24 protein-coding genes are annotated in these 21,696 nt (G+C 48.0%); 11 read left to right on the plus strand and 13 right to left on the minus strand.

The window, feature by feature from the left end; translation table 11 throughout:
- Window positions 1–26 precede the first annotated feature (26 nt).
- The 7 genes from tolB to ruvA all read right to left on the minus strand — a co-directional run bounded on the left by tolB (window position 27) and on the right by ruvA (window position 5,682).
- Window positions 27–1,298 (minus strand): Tol-Pal system beta propeller repeat protein TolB, encoded by a 1,272-nt coding sequence (gene tolB / locus ACFQNF_RS03520; protein WP_380186143.1) that lies wholly within the window; start codon window positions 1,296–1,298, stop codon window positions 27–29.
- A gap of 73 nt (window positions 1,299–1,371) precedes the next feature.
- The gene (locus ACFQNF_RS03525) at window positions 1,372–2,247 is read right to left on the minus strand and encodes an energy transducer TonB (protein WP_380186144.1); all 876 of its coding nucleotides are present in this window, start codon (window positions 2,245–2,247) and stop codon (window positions 1,372–1,374) included.
- Window position 2,248: 1 nt separating this feature from the next.
- Window positions 2,249–2,656, minus strand: a complete 408-nt coding sequence (gene tolR / locus ACFQNF_RS03530; protein WP_380186145.1) for a protein TolR — start codon at window positions 2,654–2,656, stop codon at window positions 2,249–2,251.
- Complete coding sequence (gene tolQ / locus ACFQNF_RS03535; protein ID WP_046353710.1) at window positions 2,656–3,348, minus strand: protein TolQ; 693 nt, start codon at window positions 3,346–3,348, stop codon at window positions 2,656–2,658. Before tolQ ends, tolR begins: the two co-directional genes overlap by 1 nt.
- A gap of 79 nt (window positions 3,349–3,427) precedes the next feature.
- Window positions 3,428–4,465, minus strand: coding sequence for a Holliday junction branch migration DNA helicase RuvB (ruvB, locus tag ACFQNF_RS03540; RefSeq protein ID WP_380186146.1), 1,038 nt, complete (start codon window positions 4,463–4,465; stop codon window positions 3,428–3,430).
- Window positions 4,462–5,082, minus strand: a complete 621-nt coding sequence (locus ACFQNF_RS03545; RefSeq protein WP_380186147.1) for a phosphatase PAP2 family protein — start codon at window positions 5,080–5,082, stop codon at window positions 4,462–4,464. Before ACFQNF_RS03545 ends, ruvB begins: the two co-directional genes overlap by 4 nt.
- Window positions 5,083–5,682 carry a Holliday junction branch migration protein RuvA gene (gene ruvA / locus ACFQNF_RS03550; RefSeq protein WP_380186148.1) on the minus strand — a complete coding sequence of 200 codons (600 nt, stop codon included), beginning with the start codon at window positions 5,680–5,682 and terminating at the stop codon, window positions 5,083–5,085.
- Window positions 5,683–5,716: 34 nt separating this feature from the next.
- Here ruvA and ACFQNF_RS03555 point away from each other — a divergent pair, with 34 nt between their 5' ends.
- A complete protein-coding gene (locus ACFQNF_RS03555) occupies window positions 5,717–6,430 on the plus strand; it encodes a substrate-binding periplasmic protein (protein ID WP_380186149.1) in 714 nt (237 codons plus the stop codon).
- On the opposite strand, the gene ruvC is transcribed toward ACFQNF_RS03555, so the two are convergent.
- Both ruvC and ACFQNF_RS03565 read right to left on the minus strand, forming a co-directional pair.
- Window positions 6,427–6,948, minus strand: coding sequence for a crossover junction endodeoxyribonuclease RuvC (ruvC, locus tag ACFQNF_RS03560; RefSeq protein WP_380186150.1), 522 nt, complete (start codon window positions 6,946–6,948; stop codon window positions 6,427–6,429). The two genes, ACFQNF_RS03555 and ruvC, sit on opposite strands and share 4 nt — an antisense overlap.
- 159 nt (window positions 6,949–7,107) lie before the next feature.
- Window positions 7,108–7,962, minus strand: coding sequence for an energy transducer TonB (locus tag ACFQNF_RS03565; protein ID WP_052746807.1), 855 nt, complete (start codon window positions 7,960–7,962; stop codon window positions 7,108–7,110).
- A gap of 111 nt (window positions 7,963–8,073) precedes the next feature.
- Between ACFQNF_RS03565 and ACFQNF_RS03570 the strand changes: the two genes are divergently transcribed.
- From ACFQNF_RS03570 to ACFQNF_RS03590, 5 genes are all read left to right on the plus strand, one after another.
- Window positions 8,074–8,376 carry a c-type cytochrome gene (locus ACFQNF_RS03570; RefSeq protein ID WP_380186152.1) on the plus strand — a complete coding sequence of 101 codons (303 nt, stop codon included), beginning with the start codon at window positions 8,074–8,076 and terminating at the stop codon, window positions 8,374–8,376.
- A 185-nt stretch (window positions 8,377–8,561) separates the two neighbouring features.
- Complete coding sequence (gene dksA / locus ACFQNF_RS03575; protein ID WP_380186154.1) at window positions 8,562–8,978, plus strand: RNA polymerase-binding protein DksA; 417 nt, start codon at window positions 8,562–8,564, stop codon at window positions 8,976–8,978.
- 15 nt (window positions 8,979–8,993) lie between these two features.
- Entirely contained in the window at window positions 8,994–9,410 is a 417-nt protein-coding gene (locus ACFQNF_RS03580) for a Fur family transcriptional regulator (protein WP_380186156.1), read from the plus strand.
- Between the two features lie 64 nt (window positions 9,411–9,474).
- Window positions 9,475–10,545 (plus strand): 3-deoxy-7-phosphoheptulonate synthase AroG, encoded by a 1,071-nt coding sequence (gene aroG / locus ACFQNF_RS03585; protein ID WP_380186158.1) that lies wholly within the window; start codon window positions 9,475–9,477, stop codon window positions 10,543–10,545.
- Between the two features lie 262 nt (window positions 10,546–10,807).
- Window positions 10,808–11,089 (plus strand): hypothetical protein, encoded by a 282-nt coding sequence (locus ACFQNF_RS03590; RefSeq protein WP_380186160.1) that lies wholly within the window; start codon window positions 10,808–10,810, stop codon window positions 11,087–11,089.
- An 87-nt stretch (window positions 11,090–11,176) separates the two neighbouring features.
- On the opposite strand, the gene ACFQNF_RS03595 is transcribed toward ACFQNF_RS03590, so the two are convergent.
- A complete protein-coding gene (locus ACFQNF_RS03595; RefSeq protein ID WP_380186162.1) occupies window positions 11,177–11,647 on the minus strand; it encodes a hypothetical protein in 471 nt (156 codons plus the stop codon).
- Window positions 11,648–12,057: 410 nt separating this feature from the next.
- Here ACFQNF_RS03595 and ACFQNF_RS03600 point away from each other — a divergent pair, with 410 nt between their 5' ends.
- From ACFQNF_RS03600 to ACFQNF_RS03620, 5 genes are all read left to right on the plus strand, one after another.
- Window positions 12,058–13,251 (plus strand): acetate/propionate family kinase, encoded by a 1,194-nt coding sequence (locus tag ACFQNF_RS03600; RefSeq protein WP_380186164.1) that lies wholly within the window; start codon window positions 12,058–12,060, stop codon window positions 13,249–13,251.
- A gap of 345 nt (window positions 13,252–13,596) precedes the next feature.
- Window positions 13,597–14,346, plus strand: coding sequence for a BPSS1780 family membrane protein (locus tag ACFQNF_RS03605; RefSeq protein WP_380186166.1), 750 nt, complete (start codon window positions 13,597–13,599; stop codon window positions 14,344–14,346).
- On the plus strand, window positions 14,312–14,722 hold the full coding sequence (locus tag ACFQNF_RS03610; protein WP_465262201.1) for a diacylglycerol kinase: 411 nt from the start codon (window positions 14,312–14,314) through the stop codon (window positions 14,720–14,722). Before ACFQNF_RS03605 ends, ACFQNF_RS03610 begins: the two co-directional genes overlap by 35 nt.
- A gap of 95 nt (window positions 14,723–14,817) precedes the next feature.
- Window positions 14,818–16,110 carry a tetratricopeptide repeat-containing diguanylate cyclase gene (locus ACFQNF_RS03615; RefSeq protein WP_380186168.1) on the plus strand — a complete coding sequence of 431 codons (1,293 nt, stop codon included), beginning with the start codon at window positions 14,818–14,820 and terminating at the stop codon, window positions 16,108–16,110.
- Window positions 16,107–17,132 (plus strand): tetratricopeptide repeat protein, encoded by a 1,026-nt coding sequence (locus ACFQNF_RS03620; RefSeq protein WP_380186169.1) that lies wholly within the window; start codon window positions 16,107–16,109, stop codon window positions 17,130–17,132. Before ACFQNF_RS03615 ends, ACFQNF_RS03620 begins: the two co-directional genes overlap by 4 nt.
- A 50-nt stretch (window positions 17,133–17,182) precedes the next feature.
- Here the strand turns inward: ACFQNF_RS03620 and ACFQNF_RS03625 are convergent, their stop codons facing one another.
- From ACFQNF_RS03625 to cheB, 3 genes are all read right to left on the minus strand, one after another.
- The gene (locus tag ACFQNF_RS03625; protein WP_380186170.1) at window positions 17,183–17,656 is read right to left on the minus strand and encodes a hypothetical protein; all 474 of its coding nucleotides are present in this window, start codon (window positions 17,654–17,656) and stop codon (window positions 17,183–17,185) included.
- A 255-nt stretch (window positions 17,657–17,911) separates the two neighbouring features.
- The gene (locus ACFQNF_RS03630; RefSeq protein WP_380186171.1) at window positions 17,912–20,656 is read right to left on the minus strand and encodes a response regulator; all 2,745 of its coding nucleotides are present in this window, start codon (window positions 20,654–20,656) and stop codon (window positions 17,912–17,914) included.
- Complete coding sequence (gene cheB / locus ACFQNF_RS03635) at window positions 20,656–21,696, minus strand: chemotaxis-specific protein-glutamate methyltransferase CheB (RefSeq protein WP_380186173.1); 1,041 nt, start codon at window positions 21,694–21,696, stop codon at window positions 20,656–20,658. Before cheB ends, ACFQNF_RS03630 begins: the two co-directional genes overlap by 1 nt.

Here is a 21,696-nt window from a genome sequence, read left to right on the forward strand (position 1 = left end):
TAGCAAAGGTTCCGCACATGGTATCTTTACCGAAGTACCGGCCCCCATGCGGGTTGTCTTACGTCTCCAGCCTGCGCTCTAAGGCGCTGTTTTACTCTGCCATCGCTTGAAACTGCCGCTAGCACACCCCGCCCGCCCGCTTTGGTTTCGTACAACACCATTTGCCCATTTGGTGCAAAGCTGGGCGAATCGTCAGAGCCTGTATCGGTGAGCGTTAACACCTGACGGCTGCTTAAATCCATAATTGCGGCACGGTAGCCACCATCACGGGTAATAAAGGTCATATTCTTGCCATCCGGGCTGAGCTTAGCCGAGCTATTGTAGCTACCCTGAAACGTTACCCGTTCTGTGTTACTGCCATTGCTATTCATGCGATAAATTTGCGGGCTGCCACCACGATCCGAGGTGAAATAAATAAAGCGTCCATCGGGTGAAAACGCAGGCTCGGTATTGATTTCGCCGCCCCGGCTTAGCTGGCGTAAATCACTACCATCGGTATTGACCAGATAAATTTGCGAGCTGCCACTTTGGGTGAGTACAACGGCGAGTTCGCGGCCATTGGGTGCCCAAGCTGGCGCGTAGTTGCTGCCTTTAAAGCTAGCCGCTTTCCAGCGCCGTCCTGAAGCTAATTCGTGCACATACACCACGGGTTTTTGGGCTTCAAAAGAAACATAGGCCAATTTGCCCCCATCTGGCGACCATTTTGGCGACATCACTGGTTGTTTGGAGACCAAAATGGCTTGTGAGCCAAAGCCATCGGCGTCTGACACTTGTAATTCAAAGCGTGAGCCTTGTTTGAGCACATAGGCAATCCGTGAATTAAACGCACCCGGCTGGCCGGTGATTTGCTGATAAATCAAATCGGCAATTTGATGGGCAACCCGGCGCATCTGGCCTGCAGTGGCTTTGCGCTCCCAAGTAATTAAGGGTTTTTTGCTGGCTAGATCGATGAGCCAGAATTGCACATTAAAGCCACCCGCATCAGGCGTTACCCGGCCAATGGCCATGGTTTGCGCGCCTTTTGCCAGTGCCGTCGTGTAATTGACCTGCTCCGGTGCAAATGGCACGGGCGACAGATCGCCTGCGCCGATCACTTTAAACAGCCCGCTACGGGTTAAATCATCATTAATAACCGGCGTGAGCGCTTGTTTTTGCTGGTTTTCATTTTGAAAAGGGGCAATGGCAATTGGGTATTGCGATGCGCCTACGCCAACCACATCAATGGTCATATCCGCATGAGCTAAGCCGTTTAAGAGCAAGCTTGCAGTGAGCAGACTAAAAAATTTACGCCAAAGCATTATTGGAGTTCTCCAGAAAATAAAAACGGCAGCGAAGGTGCTATACGTCCCCCTTTCCCCTGCGGGATAGGGCTTAGTCATTCAAACGGAACGAGATGGTGATATTGCGCATATCGCCGCTAAAGAGCCGCCCATCAGGCAAAGGCGGCATGCGTTGCAAGGCTAGAATGGCACGTTTTGCTGCTTCGTCATACATTGTTTCGCCGCTAGATTTCAGCAGCGTGACGTCTTGAATCTCGCCATTGGGCAGTACGCTAATCCTAAATTCTGCCGATGGGTTGCCCTTAGGTGTGGGGTAGACCAATTTAGAGCGAATCAGTTGCGAAACTTTGCTGCGATAGTCGCCTAGCCCCCCCTTACTGGCAATCGGACTATTGCCACTGCCCGAGCCAGGGCCGGTGTTGTTGGTGGCATTGGAATTATTGCCTTTGCCACCCGGCTTTGCTCCAGGTTTATTGGGCTCTAAGGAGCTGCCTTCAGATAATGCCGCATCAAATGCCGATATTTTTGGCTTAGAAGGGGTTTTGGGGGCTAGTGTTGGCTTGGCTACGGGAGCCGCAGTAGGTTTTGGCTGAACAGTAGGCACTGCAGTCGGCACCGGCGTCGCTTTAGGCTTTGGCGTCGGTGTTGGCGTGGGAATTGGGGTAGGCCGTGGAGTCGGCGCTGGCTTTACCTTGGCCGTGGCGATATCGGCGGGCTTTTCGGGTAAAGGCTCAGGCTTGGGCTCGACTTTTGGCTGTCGAATTTTGGGCGTAGGAGGCTCTGGATCAGGTGTTTGCTGCGAGCTGGCAGGCGGCGGCCCTCCCCATAATTCAACCACTATCGGTTCTGGTTTCTTGGTTTGCCAGTTCATCGACAGCAATAAGCCCACCACTAGTAATAAATGGACGGCAGCGGCCAGTATAAAGGCCAGTGTGGGACGTTCATTACGGTTAAGAGTTAGGCTCATATCACTTCGGCTGAACGAGCAGGCCAACTCGGGCAATATTGGCCTGTTTTAAAGCATCCATCGCATTCATTACCTGCTCGTAGCGTATGGTTTTATCTGCGGCAATCACCACAGGGCGATTGGGCGTGATGGCTTGTTTGGCTTGCACACTGGCGACTAGCGCTTTGAGATCGGTTAGATCGCTGCTTTCCTCTTTATCGTGCAGCTTAATTGCACCAGCGGCGTCGATTTCAACTCGCAGCGGGGCTACGTTCACTTCCTGATCAGATTTGCCAACTGTAGGCAGATTCACCACGCCCTGTTGCATCATCGGTGTGGCAACCATAAAAATCACCAGCAAAACCAGCATCACGTCGATATAGGGAACGACGTTGATTTCGTTTTTAATTCTGCGTGCGCGGCGGGCCATTATTTCACCTGACGTTGCAAGATATTAGAAAACTCTTCGATAAAGGTATCAAAGCGATTGGCGAGCTTGTCTACATCATTGGCAAAGCGGTTATAGGCAACGACGGCAGGAATAGCGGCAAACAGGCCGATGGCGGTGGCCACCAAGGCTTCGGCAATGCCGGGGGCAACGGTGGCTAAGGTAGCCTGGCCTACATTTGCGAGGCCGGTAAAGGCATTCATAATGCCCCATACCGTACCGAATAAGCCGATATAGGGGCTGATCGAGCCAACGGTAGCCAAAAACGCAGTGTGCGAATCCAGCTCGTCCAGTTCACGCTGGCAAGCGGCGCGCATGGCACGGCGGCTGCCTTCCATGACGTCAGATAATTCCATATTGCCGCGCTCGCCCGCACGCTGGCGCAATTTTAAGAATTCGCCAAAGCCCGCCTGAAAGATCTTTTCCATGCCAAGTGTCTGGCCACGGCGCACTTGATCGTAAAGAGTTGCTAGATCCGCACCATTCCAGAAACGGTTTTCAAACTCTTCAGTTTGTTTTTTTGCGTGGGAGAGGGCGAAGTGCTTGCTGAAGATATACCACCAAGACATAAACGACATCACCAGCAAAATGCCCATGACGGCTTGTACTACGGGGCTGGCGTGCAGGACTAAAGTGATAATCGACAGATCTTGATTGGCTGCAACAGCGTCCACTTTGGGGAATCCTTTATTAGCGTGTTGTTATGGCGGTTGAAGCCGCCGAAATAATATTCTGTGCCGCTTGAATCTGGCATTAATCTTGTTTCTTCGGGCTAAGCCCGAAGTGCTCGTACGCTGCCAGTGTAGCAATCCTGCCGCGCGGTGTTCTTTGTAAAAAGCCTTGCTGGATCAAAAAAGGCTCGATCACATCGTCAATCGTATCCGATGATTCGCCGATTGCTGCGGCGACGTTATCGAGGCCCACTGGCCCACCAGCGAATTTTTCTAGAATGGCAGATAAAAGCTTCCGGTCCATGACATCTAGCCCCGCATGATCGACATCCAGCATCGAGAGCGCGGCATCGGCCACTTCTCGCGTTACATGCCCATCGGCACGCACTTCGGCGTAATCCCTCACACGGCGTAGCAAGCGGTTAGCAATTCGCGGCGTGCCCCGTGATCTTCGCGCAATTTCGAATGCGCCGTCAGGTGCGATATTCACATTGAGTAATTGTGCCGAACGTGTGGTGATGCGAGTCAGCTCTTCTGCGGTGTAAAACTCTAGCCTTGCCACAATCCCAAATCGATCGCGCAGCGGGTTGGTGAGCATCCCCGCCCGGGTGGTTGCCCCTATCAGCGTAAACGGTGGCAGATCAAGCTTTACTGATCTGGCTGCCGGGCCTTCGCCAATCATTAAATCGAGCTGAAAGTCTTCGAGCGCCGGGTAAAGAATTTCTTCGACCACAGGGCTGAGCCGGTGGATTTCGTCGATAAACAAGACATCATGCGGCTCTAAATTAGTCAGAATTGCAGCCAGATCGCCAGCACGCTCAAGTACCGGGCCTGAAGTTTGGCGCAGATTCACGCCCAATTCGCGGGAAATAATATGCGCCAGCGTGGTTTTTCCCAAGCCAGGTGGGCCAAACAGCAGCACGTGATCGAGTGCTTCACCACGCTTTTTAGCAGCCTCAATAAAAATTTCTAATTGCTCACGCGCCTTGGCCTGCCCAACGTATTCATCGAGTAATTTGGGCCTGAGGGCGTGTTCTTGTCTTTCTTCTTGATTAGATAATTTTGTGCTGCTAATCAGGCGATCAGCAGGAGCTGCAGAAAGCGCATCGGTTTCGATCATGGCAGTAGGCGATCCAAGAGGGTAGTACGGCTTGCAGCGTAGCAATAAGCAAGTACCACCACGCTCGCAACACTAAAGCCTGCAATGATATCGGAGAAATGATGCACACCGAGTACCAGCCTGGCTATTCCACCTAAAATGGCAGCACAAAAGGCAAGGCCAAACCACAGCGTACGGCGTTGTGGCTGGTATTGTGAGGCAATCAGGGCCAGTACAAAAGACATAATCCATGCGCTCATGGCGTGGCCGCTAGGAAAAGACGGGCCGTGTGCCGAGGCTAAAAACTCTAAGCTGGGGCGGGGCCGTAAAATGCTGAATTTAAGTGCGGCATTTAATAGCCAGCCGCTGAAAATGGCCAAGGGCAGGCCAATGGCATTGCGGCGATCGCCTAATTTAAACCATAAACCTGCACCAATCACCGATGCCAGCAGCAGGGAGCCTAATGCACTGCCAAACCAAGCTAAAGTTTTGCAGAGAGCAATCAGCCATGTTGGTCCATTGTAAAAGACATTACCGATGGCATCATCAAGTGCATTGAGCTCTGGCGTACTCAAGAGCGTGGCTAAAAAAATGAACAGGATAGTGCCGGTAATGGCGGTGATGGACAGGATTCGCATTTAGGTTTTAACCAGTTGTTTAAGGGCGCGCCGGATGCCGTCAGAAACATCAACATCGTTGGCGAGCTCTTTGACCGCTCCATTGGCTTCGCGTTCGCTATATCCCAAGGCAATTAATGCATGTAGCACATCATCTTTATTTGATGCAGGCGTTTGAAACAGTGCACTATTATTGCTGACAGAGGTCATAATAGGCAGATTGTTGAGTTTGCCACGTAGTTCTAAAACCAGCCGCTCTGCTGTTTTCTTACCAATGCCCGGTACTTTGGATAGCCGCACCAGATCTTCTGCGGCAATCGCTTGCGCAAGCTCGTCGGCGTTCATTCCCGATAAAATAGCGAGCGCAATTTTTGCGCCAATACCGCTTACTTTAATCAGCGAGCGGAATGTATCGCGCTCAGCCCGGGTGGCAAAACCGTATAAAAGCTGTGCGTCTTCACGCACTACCATATGAATATATAAGCTGGATGGCTGACCCATGTGGGGCAATACATAAAACGTGCTCATGGGCACGTCTATTTCGTAGCCCACGCCATTGGTTTCAATCACAATTTGCGGCGGCTGTTTTTCGATCAGGGTTCCGGTAAGGCGTCCGATCATGGTGTGCATCTCTTTATCAAAGCGGGGAGTATAAATGGCCGACAATCGCTTGACGAATTTGAAAGTGGCGTTAGGTATTTTTTGTTTAGCATCTGCTCTAAAAGCGGGTGCAGTGCCCGTAAAGCTACTGACGCAGCAGCAATTACCATACAGTAATCAGCAGGAAGACGGGCGCCAGACGGGCATTGCCCTAGAAGCGGTACGTTGCGTCATGAATAAATTGCAGCGCCCGGTAGAAATTAAGTTTTTGCCATGGAAGCGTGCACAGAATTTAGTTGAGCTGGGTGAAGCCGATGGCTTTTTTTCAGCATCGCAAAGCCATGAGCGGGATCGCTATGCCACGCTGACGCAAATGATTGCGCCTCAGCAGTGGCGCTGGTATTTTCGCCGCGATAGTCATGCCAAGCCTTTAAGTGAAGAATTCCGCCAGTCAGCCATGGTGGGGGCTTATTTTGGCTCGAATATGCTGAGCTGGTTAAAAATGTCCGGTTATCGTATTTATGCTTCTCCTCCCGCTCACGATCAGTTATTAAAAATGCTGATAGCAGGAAGGGTAGAGGCGGTATTGGCGAGTGATTTGGCGATGAATGAGTCGATTCGTTTAACGCATTCAGAACGAAAAATTCGTTCTGAACTATTAGAAGACAAACCTTTAGGGGTGTATTTTGGCCATCGTTTCTTAAAAGAAGAGCCGGAGTTTCTTGCGCGTTTTAATGCCGAGCTGCCGCTTTGCCGTAGCAAGCTTTAAGCTAAACGTCCACGCTTAATGGTGAGGCCTAGGCTTGCCAGTTGCTTCATTGCGCCACTATCGTGCTGAGCATGGGTAAGTGCCACAGCCAAGGCATCGGCAGCATCAGATTGTGGCGCACCATTTAAGCGCAACATGCGTTGCACCATCTGGCTGACTTGCTCTTTATCGGCGTGGCCATTTCCCACCACGGCCTGCTTCACTTGCAGTGCCGTGTACTCCCCAATCGGGAGATCCGCCAATACCAAGGCCGACATTGCCGCCCCTCGGGCTTGGCCCAGCATTAAAGTGGATTGTGGATTGACGTTTACAAATACAATCTCAACGGCGGCCACGTCTGGCTTATAAGTTTCGACGACTTCTGCAATGCCGCGCAGAATGGATTTAATCCGCGCAGCGAGCTCCCCACCCGGTGTACGAATACAGCCCGAAGCCACATAACTCCTATTTTGCCCATCGACATCAATCACCCCAAAGCCAGTGATTCTAGAGCCGGGGTCAATTCCTAAAATACGCATTCGTAGTCAGTCCAGTTGAAAAAGGGCAGGTTAGAAATCGACGGATTTTTTCGTCTGGCAAGGTGCGAGGAAGCCGCCTAGCTGGCTATGCAATGACGAGCAACGCAGCTAGGCGGAAAAAGACGCGATTTATGCCTGTCGTTTCAGCTTGACTGGCTACTAATCATTACCTAAAACAGTGTCACCTTTGGCAAAGGTCCAAGTGCGGCTAATGCTGAGCACATCGGTGTCTTTACGAATATCGTCTGGGAACTTACCAAAAGGCGCGGCCATTTTTATGATGCGCAAAGCGGCAGAATCTAATTCTTTATTTCCCGATGATTTGGTGATTTCAGCATGGCGCACATTGCCGTTAGCATCAATTTCTACTGAAACCAGCAAGCGGCCGTACATTTTCTGCCCGCGCGCATCCAGCGGATAAGCCAGCGCACCGACTCGCTCCATTTTCATTCGCCAGTCTTCTACATAGCGGGCAAAACGATATTCTCTCGCCCGTGCGCCAATAAAAGTCATGCGTGGGCGGCTTTGATAATCGCTGGTTTGCTTGCTGATTTGCGCCGCTAAGCCAGCTATTTCACGCGCCTGCTGCTTTAATTGCTCATTATCCAGACCTACGTTTTCAGTTTGCGTGCTCTTACCCAAATCCTGTGCGACGCGGGTATTGGCTTTGAGCTGCAACATCAGCTTTTCTGCATCGGCTTCCAGCTTTTTTTGCTGTTCTTTAACGCGCTCAAGCTCTTTGGATTGGGCATTATTGCTGGCAGGCAGGGGGGATTTTACGTGTTGATTGGCCACATCCGTATTGCCGCCACCATTGAGATTGGCTTGGGCTAATGCATCGGCTTTGTGAGCATCTTGCAGTGTGCGCTGGTTCACAAGCACCACTTCGAGTGGTTGTGCTGAAAACAGCGTCTTAGGATCGGGCATGACAAACTTCATGCCGAAAATAGGAATGGCATGTGCGAGTACCGATAAGAACCCGCCCAGAGCCATAAAGCGTTGCGCTCTATCCATTTGCCAACCTGTACTTGCCTAAGATTTTTAATCGCGGGAGTGTAGCACGACGCAGGCTGCCTGCTTGCTGCTAAAATAGCTTTACGCTTCATCTACCCGTAAGGAAAAAACATGATTAAGTATTTTTTGCCGCTATTGCTGACCTGTACGCCGCTTGCCTGGGCTGAAGATGGCGCAAAAGTGGCTGCAAAATATAATTGCTTAGCTTGCCATGCTGTTGATACTAAAATCGTTGGTCCGTCGTATAAAGAAGTAGCCGCTAAGTATCGTGGGCAAAAAGATGCAGAAGCGATGTTAATGAAAGAAGTGCGTAGTGGTTTACCGGGCGGGAAATGGGGCAAAATTCCTATGCCTGCCCAGCAAATTGAAGAGAAAGATTTAAGGATTATTGTGCGTTGGGTGTTGTCTCATTAATACCATACCGCCTGTATGGCAAAACGAGTTATTGCATTGCGGCGGGGACTTGATTATGCTGCCTCCCCATTTGGTGGGGTGTATGCTCGTAAGTTGATGTTCTGTTTAGTTTTTGTTTCAGATTCATGAAATACTCTCACAGCACATCTTTGCCCCGCCCCCATTTGCAGAAAGGGAGAACTACCATGGCCAAACTCACGGAACAAGAAATCATTAACTGGAACGGCTCAGAAGATGATTACATGAACTCGGATCACCTCGAGTTTTTCCGGGCTAAGCTTCTGCAAATGAAAGCAGAGCTGTTGGCAAATGCCAATCAGACCAGCCAACACTTGCAAGAGCAGGAAGCCACGCCTGATCCGGCTGATCGCGCTACTTTAGAAGAAGAATACGCATTAGAGCTACGCACTCGCGATCGTGAGCGTAAGTTGCTAATGAAGATTGAATCGACTTTGCGTAAGCTTGACGAGGGTAATTACGGCTACTGTGAAGACACCGGCGAGCCGATTGGCCTGCCACGTCTGGTTGCACGCCCAACTGCGTCCATGTCTTTGGAAGCGCAAGAGCGTCGTGAACGTATGAAAAAGCAGTACGCAGATTAATGCCGTGCTGTGTTGATGAGTAATACTTCCGAGACAATTGCGAAAGCACGTGACTTAGTCATCCAGACCCGTGCCCGTAGTACGCCTGCGCGTGTACGGGTGCTGGCTGCTCTCTTGGATGCTCAGCGTCCCTTATCGCATCTTGATGTGCTGGCCGCGTTACAGCCTGCCATCGACCGGGTGACGGTTTACCGAGTTTTGGATTGGCTCACTGAGCAGCATTTAGCGCATAAATTATCTGGCGATGATCGGGTTTGGCGCTTTTCTGTTGCACCCGCCCCACACCATCATGCACATTTTCAGTGTGAAAATTGTGGCCGTTTTTTCTGCCTAGAAAACGTCAGCAGTGATCTGCCCGTAAGTTTGCCTGCGCACTTTATGGCTCGCATGGTTGAAATCACCGTGAAAGGCATTTGCGCCGACTGTCGATAGACGATAATCTCTTCCTTTTATTATGTGCTTGTCGTGGTGCAAGGCAGCCGCTCTAGGGAAGAATATGCAATATCAAACAGACGATGTCCGTATCCGAGAAATCAAAGAGCTACTTCCCCCTATTGCCGTGATGGAAAAATTTCCCGTCAGCGAAATTGCATCCGTCACCGTTTTTGAAACCCGGCAAGCCATTCAACGCATTCTGCAAGGAACAGATGATCGTCTTTTGGTCGTCATTGGGCCCTGTTCCATTCACGATACTGATGCTGCGCATGAATACGGCGCTAAGCTTAAAGTGCTGCGTGAGCTGCATAAAAACGATTTAGAAGTCGTGATGCGGGTTTATTTTGAAAAACCACGCACTACTGTTGGCTGGAAAGGTTTGATTAACGATCCTTACCTGAACGGTAGCTTTAATATCAACGATGGCCTGCGTATTGCGCGTAAATTGCTGCTTGATTTAAACAATGACGGCATGCCAACCGCGGGTGAGTTTCTCGATATGATCACGCCACAATATATGGCGGATCTGATGAGCTGGGGCGCAATTGGTGCGCGCACTACTGAATCGCAGGTACACCGCGAGCTGGCTTCGGGCTTATCTTGCCCGGTTGGTTTTAAAAACGGGACCGATGGCAATTTAAAAATTGCTCTTGATGCCATTCGTGCTTCCAGCCAGTCGCACCACTTTCTGTCTGTAACCAAAATGGGCCATTCAGCTATTGTGGCGACAGCGGGCAACCCTGATTGCCATATTATTTTGCGTGGTGGTAAAGAGCCTAACTTTGATACCAATCATGTGTGCGCTGCGATGACCGATTTATCTGCAGCGGGTCTGCCACAAAAAATAATGGTCGATTTTAGCCATGCAAATAGCAGCAAGGATTACCGTCGGCAGGTTGATGTATCCGCCGATGTGTGTGGGCAGCTTGCTAGGGGCAACAATGCGGTGTTTGGTGTGATGATTGAAAGTCATTTAGTGGGTGGCCGTCAGGATCCTGTTGAAGGCAAGCCGCTGACTTATGGTCAGTCGATTACGGATGGCTGCATTAGCTGGGATCAAACTGAAACCATGCTGATCGATTTAGCCAAGGCAGTGGTTGATCGTCGTGCAATTGCTAAAGTACATATTTAAAAGCTTGAAATAAGTTTGAGCTTTATAAGAAAACGCCCCGTAAATCGGGGCGTTTTGCATTTCCATCTGCCGCTTAGCGAGTGCCCATGGAAAGGAATTACTGGATTTGGCACAGCTCTTTACTAGTATTGAAAATGCCCTGATAAACGATCAGGGATATTTTTTTGAGGGCGTCTTAGCTAAGTTGTCTATTTTTTTGAAAGATCGCTTAGCAAACAGCTTGCCATACTGGAAATATATTGCCTGATATCGGAGCCAGCATATGCAATTTGATGAAGTACTACCCGATCATTTTAATATTATCTCTCGCACTCCTTTACCCCATGTTCTGATCGAACAAGCTTTGATGCAGCTGGGTGGTGGTGGTATCGAGGGAACCACGTTTAAACGCAATGCTTTGCTGGCGGCAGGCTGGAAACACGCCAGTGTGGTGTCTTATGGCAAACATCCTAATGAGGCAAGCACTGCATTTAATCAGGTGCGGGCGGTATTGGCGACGAGCCAGAATCCGGCTGCGATTATGGAGCAGTTGCAAAAAAAATAGCGCTGGGCAGCCTGCTGAACTTTAGTCTTTGCAGCAGGTGCAGGCGCGGCTACTCCCGCTCTTATGCAAGCAAGTGCGGCAGGTTTTTTAATGATGGTTTGCAGCTTGCCATTGCAGCATCACTGATCGTATATGGGCTTCTACATCGGTGATTTCAATGTATTTACCCTCGGCCACGACGGCACTGAGGTCTACACCTAGCCTTGCTGCAAATTGAGCGGCTTGCGGGCTAACGCTGAGCACGGCTGTTTCCGGCCAGTCAACTTGGCAGGCGCTCACAAAGGTGGCTTCTGCACCAAAAACAGCTTCGGGTGTTTCTTCGATTTCCATTTGTAATAATAAATCGCCACAAAATACGGTTTCGGCGAGTGAAACCATTAAATGAGAAACCAGACCCGCTTCGGGCGCACAAATTTCTATTTCTTCACTGCCGTAGCTTAAGGTTAGCAGGGGGGCATTACTCTGAACATGGTGGCCGGGCGCGATATGCAGAGCGCTCACGCAGGCGGAATCTGCCAGCTCGGGAACACAGATCAGGTGGGTCGTGAATGCGGTCATGGTGAATATGCACCTAATTTGAGTGATTTTGCTTGATTTTGGCCAATACAGCCGACTTTATGGCTGTTTAGAATATGCACTAGTAATTATTCCATTGCAGCGCAGCATTGCAGTTTCTAACATTGCGCCGAATGAGTAAGAGATAAGCAGCAATTGCTATGAATATTATCGCAGCCACAGCTTGGCAGCCTGCCCGATTTTTTTGGTTGACACGAAAAATGAGATAGACCAGCGTTGATTTTGCTGGATTGATTGTCTCTGAATGGCGTGTTTACAGAGGCCAAGGCTTGATTATCGGCCCGCTTTTGAAAAGCAGGTGATGTTGCGATTGAATGATGATTTGCAAAGGCACAACAGGGCTGGTGGTAAGGTATTCTTATCACCGCCAGCGTAATACTAAGGAGTAGTTTATGAGTGAGTTGGTTCTAGTTATCAATGCCGGTTCGTCCAGCATCAAATTTTCCCTGTTTGAAACCACAGCAGCAGATCCTGTCTTGCTGTTTAAAGGCTTAGCAGACGGCATTTATGTCGATCCTAAATTTGTGGCTAAAGATGCGAATGACAATAAGCTGGTTTCCGAATCGATACCGGCAGATATGCCTAAGAACCACGACTCTGCACTACGTCATATGCTAGCTTGGCTCAATGGCCATATCGAAGGCCGCACCATTGCAGCGATTGGCCATCGTGTCGTGCATGGTGGTTTAAGCTTTTGCCAGCCAGTACAGATTACAGAAGACGTTTTAAAAGGTCTGGATGAAACGATTGCGCTAGCACCACTGCATGCGCCGCATAATATTATGCCGATGCGTGTTCTGGCTCAGCTGTTACCTAATGTGCCGCAAGTTGCCTGCTTTGATACCGCTTTTCACCGCACTCAGCCAGAAATCGAACAACAATACGCCTTACCTTATGAATTTAGCGAAAAACACGGTATTCGTCGTTACGGCTTTCATGGCCTTTCTTATGAATATATCGCCAGTGTGCTGCCTGCGATTGATGCTAAGGCTGCCGCAGGCCGCACGGTTGTAGCTCACCTCGGCAATGGCTCGTCGATGGCTGCTTTGCTGGGTGGGAAGTGCCAGGCAACGACAATGGGCTTTACCGCCTTGGAAGGCCTGCCTATGGGCACACGTTGCGGCACGATCGATCCAGCTTTGATTCTGCACTTTATGAGCCATCTGAAAATGGATGCCTCACAAATTGAAGAGCTAATCTATAAAAAATCAGGTTTATTGGGTATGTCGGGTATTTCTAGCGATATGCGCGATCTGCACGCAAGCCACGATCCACATGCTAAGTTTGCTGTGGATTATTTTGCTCACCGTGTTGTGCGTGAAACGGCATCTTTAGCTGCGGCGATGCAAGGCTTTGATGCGCTGGTGTTTACGGCAGGTATTGGCGAGAACGACGATATTGCCCGCGCTACGGTATGCAATGAATTGCGCTGGTTAGGCGTGGAAATTGATGAAGCAGAAAACGCAAAACGCTCAGGAGAAGCGCGCTGCATTTCTCTGCCAAGCAGCCGTGTTCCTGTGTATATCATTCCAACCAATGAAGAGTTGATGATTGCACGTCATGCTTTAAAGTGCATTGCCATTTAATTTTCTAGTGTTAAAAAAGCCACATGAGTTGATTCATGTGGCTTTTTTTATGTAAAAAACAAATGCAGTAGGGGGTGTTGTTAATCTGCTTTGAAATTAAATTTTTATTTAAAAGCAGCACAATGGCTGCACTCAGCGGGCAATCTTCCGTGCTCTACTTAAAACTGAAGGTAACTTCACGGACTGCAGTGATTTAGTTTTATGTTTGCAACAAATACTGGGCTAATTGTTTCATGCAAATTTATCGTAGTAAGCCCATTTCTAGCTTGCTTGCTATGTTTACCTTTGAGTAAGCCAGGTGGTTCACGTATCCTTCAAGCCTTGCCGGAGTACGAGTAGGAAAAAATGGAAAATGATAATGTAATTGATCTCTTGCCTGAGCCACGTCGCCTGCCTGCCGGGCGCGGCTGGCAGTGGTATGTGAGTGGATTTAAGCTGTTTCGCCGCCAGTCAGGGATGTGGATTGTGCTTGCCCTGCAGTTTTTGGTTGTCGCTTTATTGGCTTATGTGCTTTCGGTCGTGGGTGCCATCGCTTATGCCCTAGCGGCTCCTGTGTTATTTGCGGGGTTTTATCAGGCGGCTAAGCAAGCGGATTTAGGCAATAAACTGGGTCCTTTGGATTTATTTGCTGCTTTTCGCGGCGAAATAAAGCCCTTACTTTTTATTGGTTTTGTTGATTTATTTGCTGCGGTATTGGTTACGATATTGCTCAGTTTTTTTGGTAGCCAAGGTAGTTTTCCTGATGTTCCTGCCGACACTTTGCCCAGCCCGGAACAGATGAAAGCCATCTATTTACACGTGTCTTTGAGCCTGATTTTAATGGCACCCGTGAAGTGCGCTACGTGGTTTGCACCGGCCTTGGTACTGCTTAAAGGTCATTCAGCGATTGAAGCAATGAAGCTGTCGTTTTCAGGTGTTTGCAGCAATTGGCAGGCTTTTTTACTGAGTGGCATGCTTGCTGCCGCTTTATTTATTTTGTCGGCATTTACTTTAATGCTTGCATTAGTCGTTGTGCTGCCTGTCATGATGTTGACGCAATATATGGCATACCGAGAAATTTTTGACGCAGCGCCCGTCGGCGTTGATGGAGCCTAAAGTGCTGGAAAGCCCATTCAAAGGTAAAACAGGAGTCGCCCGCATTTTTAATGCACTGGGCTACTCATTAGACGGTTTAAAAGCGGGCTGGCTTAATGAAGCCGCTTTTCGCCAAGTGAGCATGCTGGCTTTTATTGGTATTCCTTGTGCCTTTTTGATTCCTGGCCTGCCTCACTGGGGGCGCGCTATTTTGGTTGGCAGCCATTTGGCCTCGATGATTGTAGAGTTGCTTAATTCTGCAATTGAAGCCGCTGTCGATCACACCTCTTTAGAGCGCCATGTATTGGCTAAACGGGCCAAAGACTTAGGTAGCGCAGCGCAACTGGTGTGTTTACTTAATCTGGCGCTGATGTGGTGCCTAGTGCTGCTGGGCTAGTTTGTCTGCTTATCCGTTTGATGCGCTTAAACCAGCGCCTTAAGTGAGGGCTGTTGATTTTGTGCAAATTACGTGCAGGGTGTGAGTAGATCAACATGAGTCATCAGCAAGCGCTATTGCTGGAAGGGCGGAACTTATACCGGCAAGGGCAGCCTGCTCTGGCTATTTCTGCCTTTCTTTCTGGTATCGAAGAATCTCTGGATAAGGGCGAAAACGAAGCTATTTATTGGCTTGAGCTGGCGCATTTATTCCGCGAAACAGGGCAGGTGGAAAGGGCATTAGCTTTAAATCAATATGGATTGCAATTAGCAGCAGACGATGCGTATTTGATTTGCGCTGCGAGGCTAGGACTGGCTGCCGATTTATGGGTACTGAATAAACCAGCATCGGCGCTCGCCATGATGCAACAGTCCATGGAAAACCCTGCACTATATGAATGCGCCTACCTGCTTGAGCGATTAAGCCAGCTTTATTCCTTGCAAGCCGAATGGTTGCAGGCGCTGGTCCTGCTGGAAAAGGCGATTGCTCTGTATCAGAACGAGCCGCTGGCGCTGGCATGCTGTGGCTTGGCTTTACTTAAATTGCAGGCCAAGGCTGCTGTCTGGTCTGAATCGGTTGATGGGATTGCTATTGTAAAAAAATACATGCATTTGCTGCCCAATTATCAGCGCGAAATGCAGACAGAGCTGGGCCATGCTTGTCAGGCATTGGGGCAATTTGCTGAGGCTGCGGATTACTTTCGCCATGCCTTGCAGCTGGCTAAAGTGCAGAAAAAATCTCGGCCAAGGCGCTTGGCTGCGGTGGAATACAAGCTGCGCCATATGACCAGCGATATTGAAATTGAACTATTGCGTGAAAAAAATGTGGCACAGCATCAACAGGTGCAAGAGCTAGAAAACGTGAGTTTTCGCGATGAGCTAAGCGGCTTGCATAATGCACGCTATCTTGCGATGCGCTGGCCTGCTTTATTAGATCAGGCTGATGAAACAGCGCTTTGTCTGCTCAGTATTGGCATAGATCACTTTGCCAGTCTTCGGGAAGTCTTTGGCAGCGAGCTGGCCTACATTGCCTATCATCAGGTTGCCCGTATTTTGCAGCAGCATACCCCGGCTAAAGCTATCTTGGTGTCCGCTGGAATAGGCTCATTCTCCTTGGTTTTAGCCGGTATGGATAAAGCGGCTATTGAGCAAATGGCTGCCTGCATGCAGCTGGATGTTGCGCATCTGGAAAGCGCTCATTTGCCCGAGCCATTTAGTGTGGGTATGGGAGGGGCTTTTTTCCAGCAGGGCGATACCGCCGAGATTTTGCAATTGCGGGCAGATTTAGCCCTGTTTCTGGGGCAACGCAAAGGGCAAGGTCAATTACTCTGGGATGAAGCCACAAAATGAGCGCGAAATTACAATTTGCGGCCCAATTAGAAATGATTGCCAAGGCGTCGTATTGCGGTGCACCTCCTTCACCCTCTGAATCAGAGCAGCTATTGCTTGCGGCAGCAGGTGATGAGCAACTGATGGCAACGGCTCAGGTGATTCTGGGGCATTCCTGGCAGCATTTAAGCGAGCATCTGAAGGCCCAGCAGGCTTTTCTGGCGGGAATACAGGGCTTTAAAGCCATGCAGTGTAAGAAGGAGCAAACCGAAACGCTGATTCTGCTGGGGTTTTCGCATTTATTGAGCCACCAGCCGATGCTTGCTCTTGACGATTGGTCTGAGGCATTAAAAATAGCTCGCCTATTAAAAAACAGAAAACTCTGCGCGCGCATCTATATGGGGATCGGGCAGGTTTATATTGGTTTTGGTGATCATCAGGCGGCGTTGGGGTTTAATGAGCTGGCACTGGAGTTAGCCCGCAAGCTGGGGAGTGATCACCTGAAATGCGAGGTGCTGCTGAATGTGGCCAGTGATGCTTATCGTTTAAAACGGTTCTCTTATGCTTTGCAATGTCTTGCTGAAGCAGAAAAACTATTACAGCAATCGGTTATTAATCCAATATGGTCTGCAGAAATTATTTATTATCTAGGGGCTGTGCACGCAGAGCAAAAGCAATTTGCACAAGCCAAAATTGAATTAGAAACTGCATTTACCCTCTGCGATCAAAATGAAAATATGTGGGGTAAAGCTCATGCTTTAACCGCTTTGGCCGAGGTATTACTAGTATTGAATGATGTTGCTGCCGGAGAGAGATTGCAGCAGGCTTTAAATTTAGCACTACAGGCAGGAATAAAAGAATTACAAAATCGCTGTCATACGGGTTTAATTCAGTGGCATATTGCACAGCATCATTATGAATTGGCGATGCCCAGTTTTAATGCCCTACTGCAAAATGAAGAGAGACACACTTTTAAGATAAGCGCAAAACACCGGCAGCGAATTTTACAGCTGCAAACGCAAAGCCGGATGAAATTGCTCTAGCTATATTTATTGCACTGCATGATGTTGGCTGATTACAAACCAACACATCATTATGCGGCTCTTTTATCCCAGCCTAAAGTGCTTTTAATCTGTCTAAGATAGGCATAGGCTGTTACTTCATGTCCTGCATCGCATAATAGCCGATGCCAATGCTCTAATACTGGTTCTAGTCCTGCTCTATTGTGGATATGGGCAAAGTCTTCATTTAAAAAACGATCAAGCTGGCCTGCCAAGTATTGCTGATTACTCATATGCATCATTTGTCGTATTTGGGACAAAGCACGCTGATCAATGCTGACTATACCGTGGCTATTACTGCCCACTTCTTCTACCAGCTTGAGCAACTCCAATCGGGCTAAGCCTTCTTCCAATTCATTGATGCTGAATGTTTGTAGTAAGTCAGCACGGCTTCTTTTTCCATCTGTCATAATTAAAATACGACGCGCTACCGAAGAGAGCAAACCACTGCGCTCTTCGATTTCTTTACTACCTTTGGCTGTTTTAGTGAAACGCTGCTGATCCATTTTACGGCCGGCCAGATAGGGTTGTGTAAGCTCAGATTACCCCACTCTCACATATAAGCCAATACTACTTATATAAAATATTAATGATGAATTTATTTATTTATTTTTAAATTTACAGTATAAAAATATTTGCGGCTATTTTGCTGAAAGGAGCATGTAAAACCACTGTTTATAGCGGACTATTGCTGCCATTTAATATGAGCGAGTGTGGTTTAGACACCACAGCCACTGAATGGTGTAGTGGGGGAAGGCTTATTAGGATGTTGAAGTTTCAAGCGCTAATTGAACTTCTAAATTATGAATTAATGGCGATAAGATGATCTCCAGAGTGTAGACCAAGGTGCTGATATCTTGTTTTGAGCGCCGGCTTTTAATCGCTAGCTCAATCGAGGCTGATAATTCATGGATAAAATCAGCACCTGCATAACTGGATGTGCTTTTTAGCGTATGGGCTATTCGTTCGGCACTGGCCCAATCATCTTGTTCCATTGCGGCATTAATTTCAGCTGCGGTGTTTTTTTGTGCTTTAACGTATTTGCGCAGAATCGATAGATAAAGATCTTTTTTCCCCAAACATAATTGCAAGCCTGCTTCAACATTGAGCCCCTCAATATTGCAGGGTAGCTGATTTGCATAGCTAGAAACGGATTTCGTAATGGTATCGGGAGCAGGAGATACCGTTGTTGCAGGCGCTGTATACCATTTTAGTAATACTCCCCAGAATACATTTGGATCGATAGGTTTGCTGATAAAGTCATTCATCCCTGCTGCTGTGCAATTGTCCCGGTCGCTTTGCATTGCGTTGGCGGTCATGGCCAGAATGGGGGTCTTGCTGAGCCGATCAATTTTTCTAATTTCGCGTGTTGCGCTAATGCCGTCCATAACCGGCATTTGCATATCCATTAAGATTATATCGTAAGGAGCGGCTTGGGCCATGCGCACTGCAATTTCGCCATTGTCGGCAATGGCAACGATTAAGCCAGCATCGGATAAAAGCTCACTTGCTACTTGCTGGTTGAGTTCATTATCTTCTACTAACAAAATTCGCCCGCCTGCGAGCGATTTAAGCTGCTCTTCCTGGCTTGCTGATGAGCGCTCCATCTGCTTTCTTGTGGTGCTGTTTCCAGCGCTTAGCACGCGGATGACCACATCGAATAATTGAGATGCCTGAACAGGTTTGACCAGAATGTTTTCAATCCCTAGTTGCTGTGCTTGGGATTGCACATCGCTGCTATCATAAGCAGTGATGATCACCACCTTAGGTGGCGGAGATAAATTCATTTCAAAAATATGCTGAGCCGTAGCGATGCCGTCCATTTCCGGCATTTTCCAATCGATTAAAATCACATCGAAAGGCGAGTGTTGGCGTTGCTTGATGGTTTCTAAGGCCGCTTGCCCAGAGGGCACGGCTGTTGTTTTGAATGACATGCTTTCTAATAAATCTTGCATGACTTCACGTGCGCTATCCACATCATCGACGATTAAAATATCCCTTCCGCGTAAATCAGGTTGCGGCACAGGGTACTTAGGCCCGTCTGTTGCAAGTTTTAAATGGGCAGTAAACCAGAATGTACTGCCTTTGCCTGGCTCGCTTTCGACACCCACATCGCCATTCATTAATTGTGCTAGTTTTTTAGCAATGACCAAGCCCAAGCCTGTGCCGCCATATTTACGGGTAGTGCTGGAATCTGCTTGCTGAAAAGATTGAAATAATTTACTGATTTGTTCACTATTTAAACCAATGCCGGTATCTTGCACTGCAAAATAGATCAGCACATCATTGTTAAACTGTTCTTTTAATTTGATAATGACTTTAATAACACCTTGTTCGGTAAATTTGACTGCATTATTGGCATAGTTAATGATTGCCTGCCCCAGACGAGTAGGGTCGCCAATTAAATGCCGTGGCACAGCGTGGTCGATATCAAAAACCAACTCTAAGTTTTTAGCAACTGCTTTTTCATTAATCAGGTTGGCTACATTATCTAATACTTTTTCTAAAGAAAAATCAACAAGCTCAATATCCAGCTTGCCTGCTTCTATTTTAGAAAAATCTAGAATATCATTGATAATACCTAATAGGTGCTTACCAGCTCCTTGTACTTTATCAATGTAATCTCTTTGCTTAGGGTTTAAATCTGTTTTCTGTGCCAAATGAGAAAGGCCAATAATTGCATTCATCGGTGTTCTGATTTCATGGCTCATTGACGCTAAAAAATCACTTTTTGCCTTGGTGGCTTGTTCGGCTGAATCACGTGCTTTTTCTAGCTCTTTGTAGCTTAATTGTAGTTGCGCAGTGCGCTCTTCTACCCGGCTTTCTAATTCCAGGTTTAATTTTAATATTTTTTGCTCTGCCGCTTTGTGCTCTTCTACTTCTTTAGAGAGTTCGCCGGTTCTTTCTTTAACCATTTGTTCTAGTTTTTCATTGGCACTGCGAATATGTTCCTGCATTTCTAATAGTTTATTATTATTTTGTACTGCAGTTTCATAAATAGAAAGCAACAGGCTTAGAATATGTTGTTTATCAGATTTAATTAAATACTTCTCTCCCGAGAAAAAAACCGGTACGCCTGCATCTGCATCGTTGTTTTTATAGATATCGCGGCTGAGCAGCATATATTTAATGCGGAGCAATAAATCATTTGTATCGTAGGGCTTGGTCAAAAAATTATCCGCACGGCATTCAAGCCCCTTGATGACGTCTTTTACATCAGTGAGCGAGGTTAACAGAATCACCGGGATATCTTGCAGGGCAGGATCTTGCTTAATATATGTGCATAATTCAAAGCCATTCATATTGGGCATATTAATATCGCTGATGACGATATCAGGCCGCTGGCTGCGTGTGATTTCCAGCCCTTCACTGCCATTTTTTGCGAGTAAAACCTGATAACCCTCGGCCAGCAAAATACGCTTGAGCATGATGGCCTGAATCGTGCTGTCTTCGACGATTAACACCGATGTCGCTATGCCGCTTGGGCTGGAATCGAATGTGCTCATTAGGCGGCTCTCAGGCAGAGGCTGATTAAATGGGGTGCAATATCGTTTAAAGCCAAGATGCGCTTGGCTGAACCCAGCTCAATAGCTTGCTTAGGCATTCCAAAGACCACGCAACTTTTTTCATCTTGGGCAATGGTCATGCCACCCGCTTGGCTGATGGCTTGCATACCATCTGCCCCATCATCGCCCATTCCTGTCAGCAAAACAGAGATTGTATTTTCACCAAACTGTTTTGCTGCAGATTGCATGGTAGTACTAACGGAAGGGCAGTGCCCCTTATTGGGCACATTATTACTCATTAAGAAGCGGCCATAGGAATCAAATTCGAGCTGCATTTTTTCCTGAGGAAAATACACATGCCCAGCCTGTGGAGCTAGGCCCGCTGCAGCGATCTGGCATTTTAAAGCAGATTGCTCGCCTAGCCATGAGACTAAATTATGCAAAAAGCCATCGCTGATGTGTTGAATACAAATAATAGGCAGCGGAAAGTTGATTGGTAACTGCGAGAGTATGGCTTGCAGCGCCTGTGGCCCACCAGTTGATGCACCAATGATGAGTAAGCGGTATTTACAGCTTGCTGCTGAGAGGATATCGGGTAGCAAGCGGGGGGCAGGGTTCTTTTTACGAAACACATGCACACCCGCCAAAATACGTATTTTGCTAAGTAATTCAGAGCGAATGCCACCATAAACAGATTCTTGCTCCAGCCTAGGTTTGGTGACGATATCTAAAGCGCCTGCTTCAAGTAGTTTAAATACATTTACCGAGCCGGGCATGGCCGAGACGCTAATGACCAGCACAGGGCATGGATGATGTTCCATGATGTTTTGTATCAGCTCTAAACCATCCATGCCTAGCATATGAAAATCGGTACAAACCACGGCCGGGTTTAAGCTGGCAATCATTTTTAAAGCTTGTTTGCCATTGCTGGCAGTGCCAATTATTTCGATATCATCGGCTTTTTCCAATATTTTTATTAAGATACGAAGCGCAATCGGCGAATCATCAACCAGCAGGACTCGTATTTTATCTGGTCGCAT

This window comes from Iodobacter arcticus (assembly GCF_042664895.1).
GTDB classification, from domain to species: domain Bacteria; phylum Pseudomonadota; class Gammaproteobacteria; order Burkholderiales; family Chitinibacteraceae; genus Iodobacter; species Iodobacter arcticus.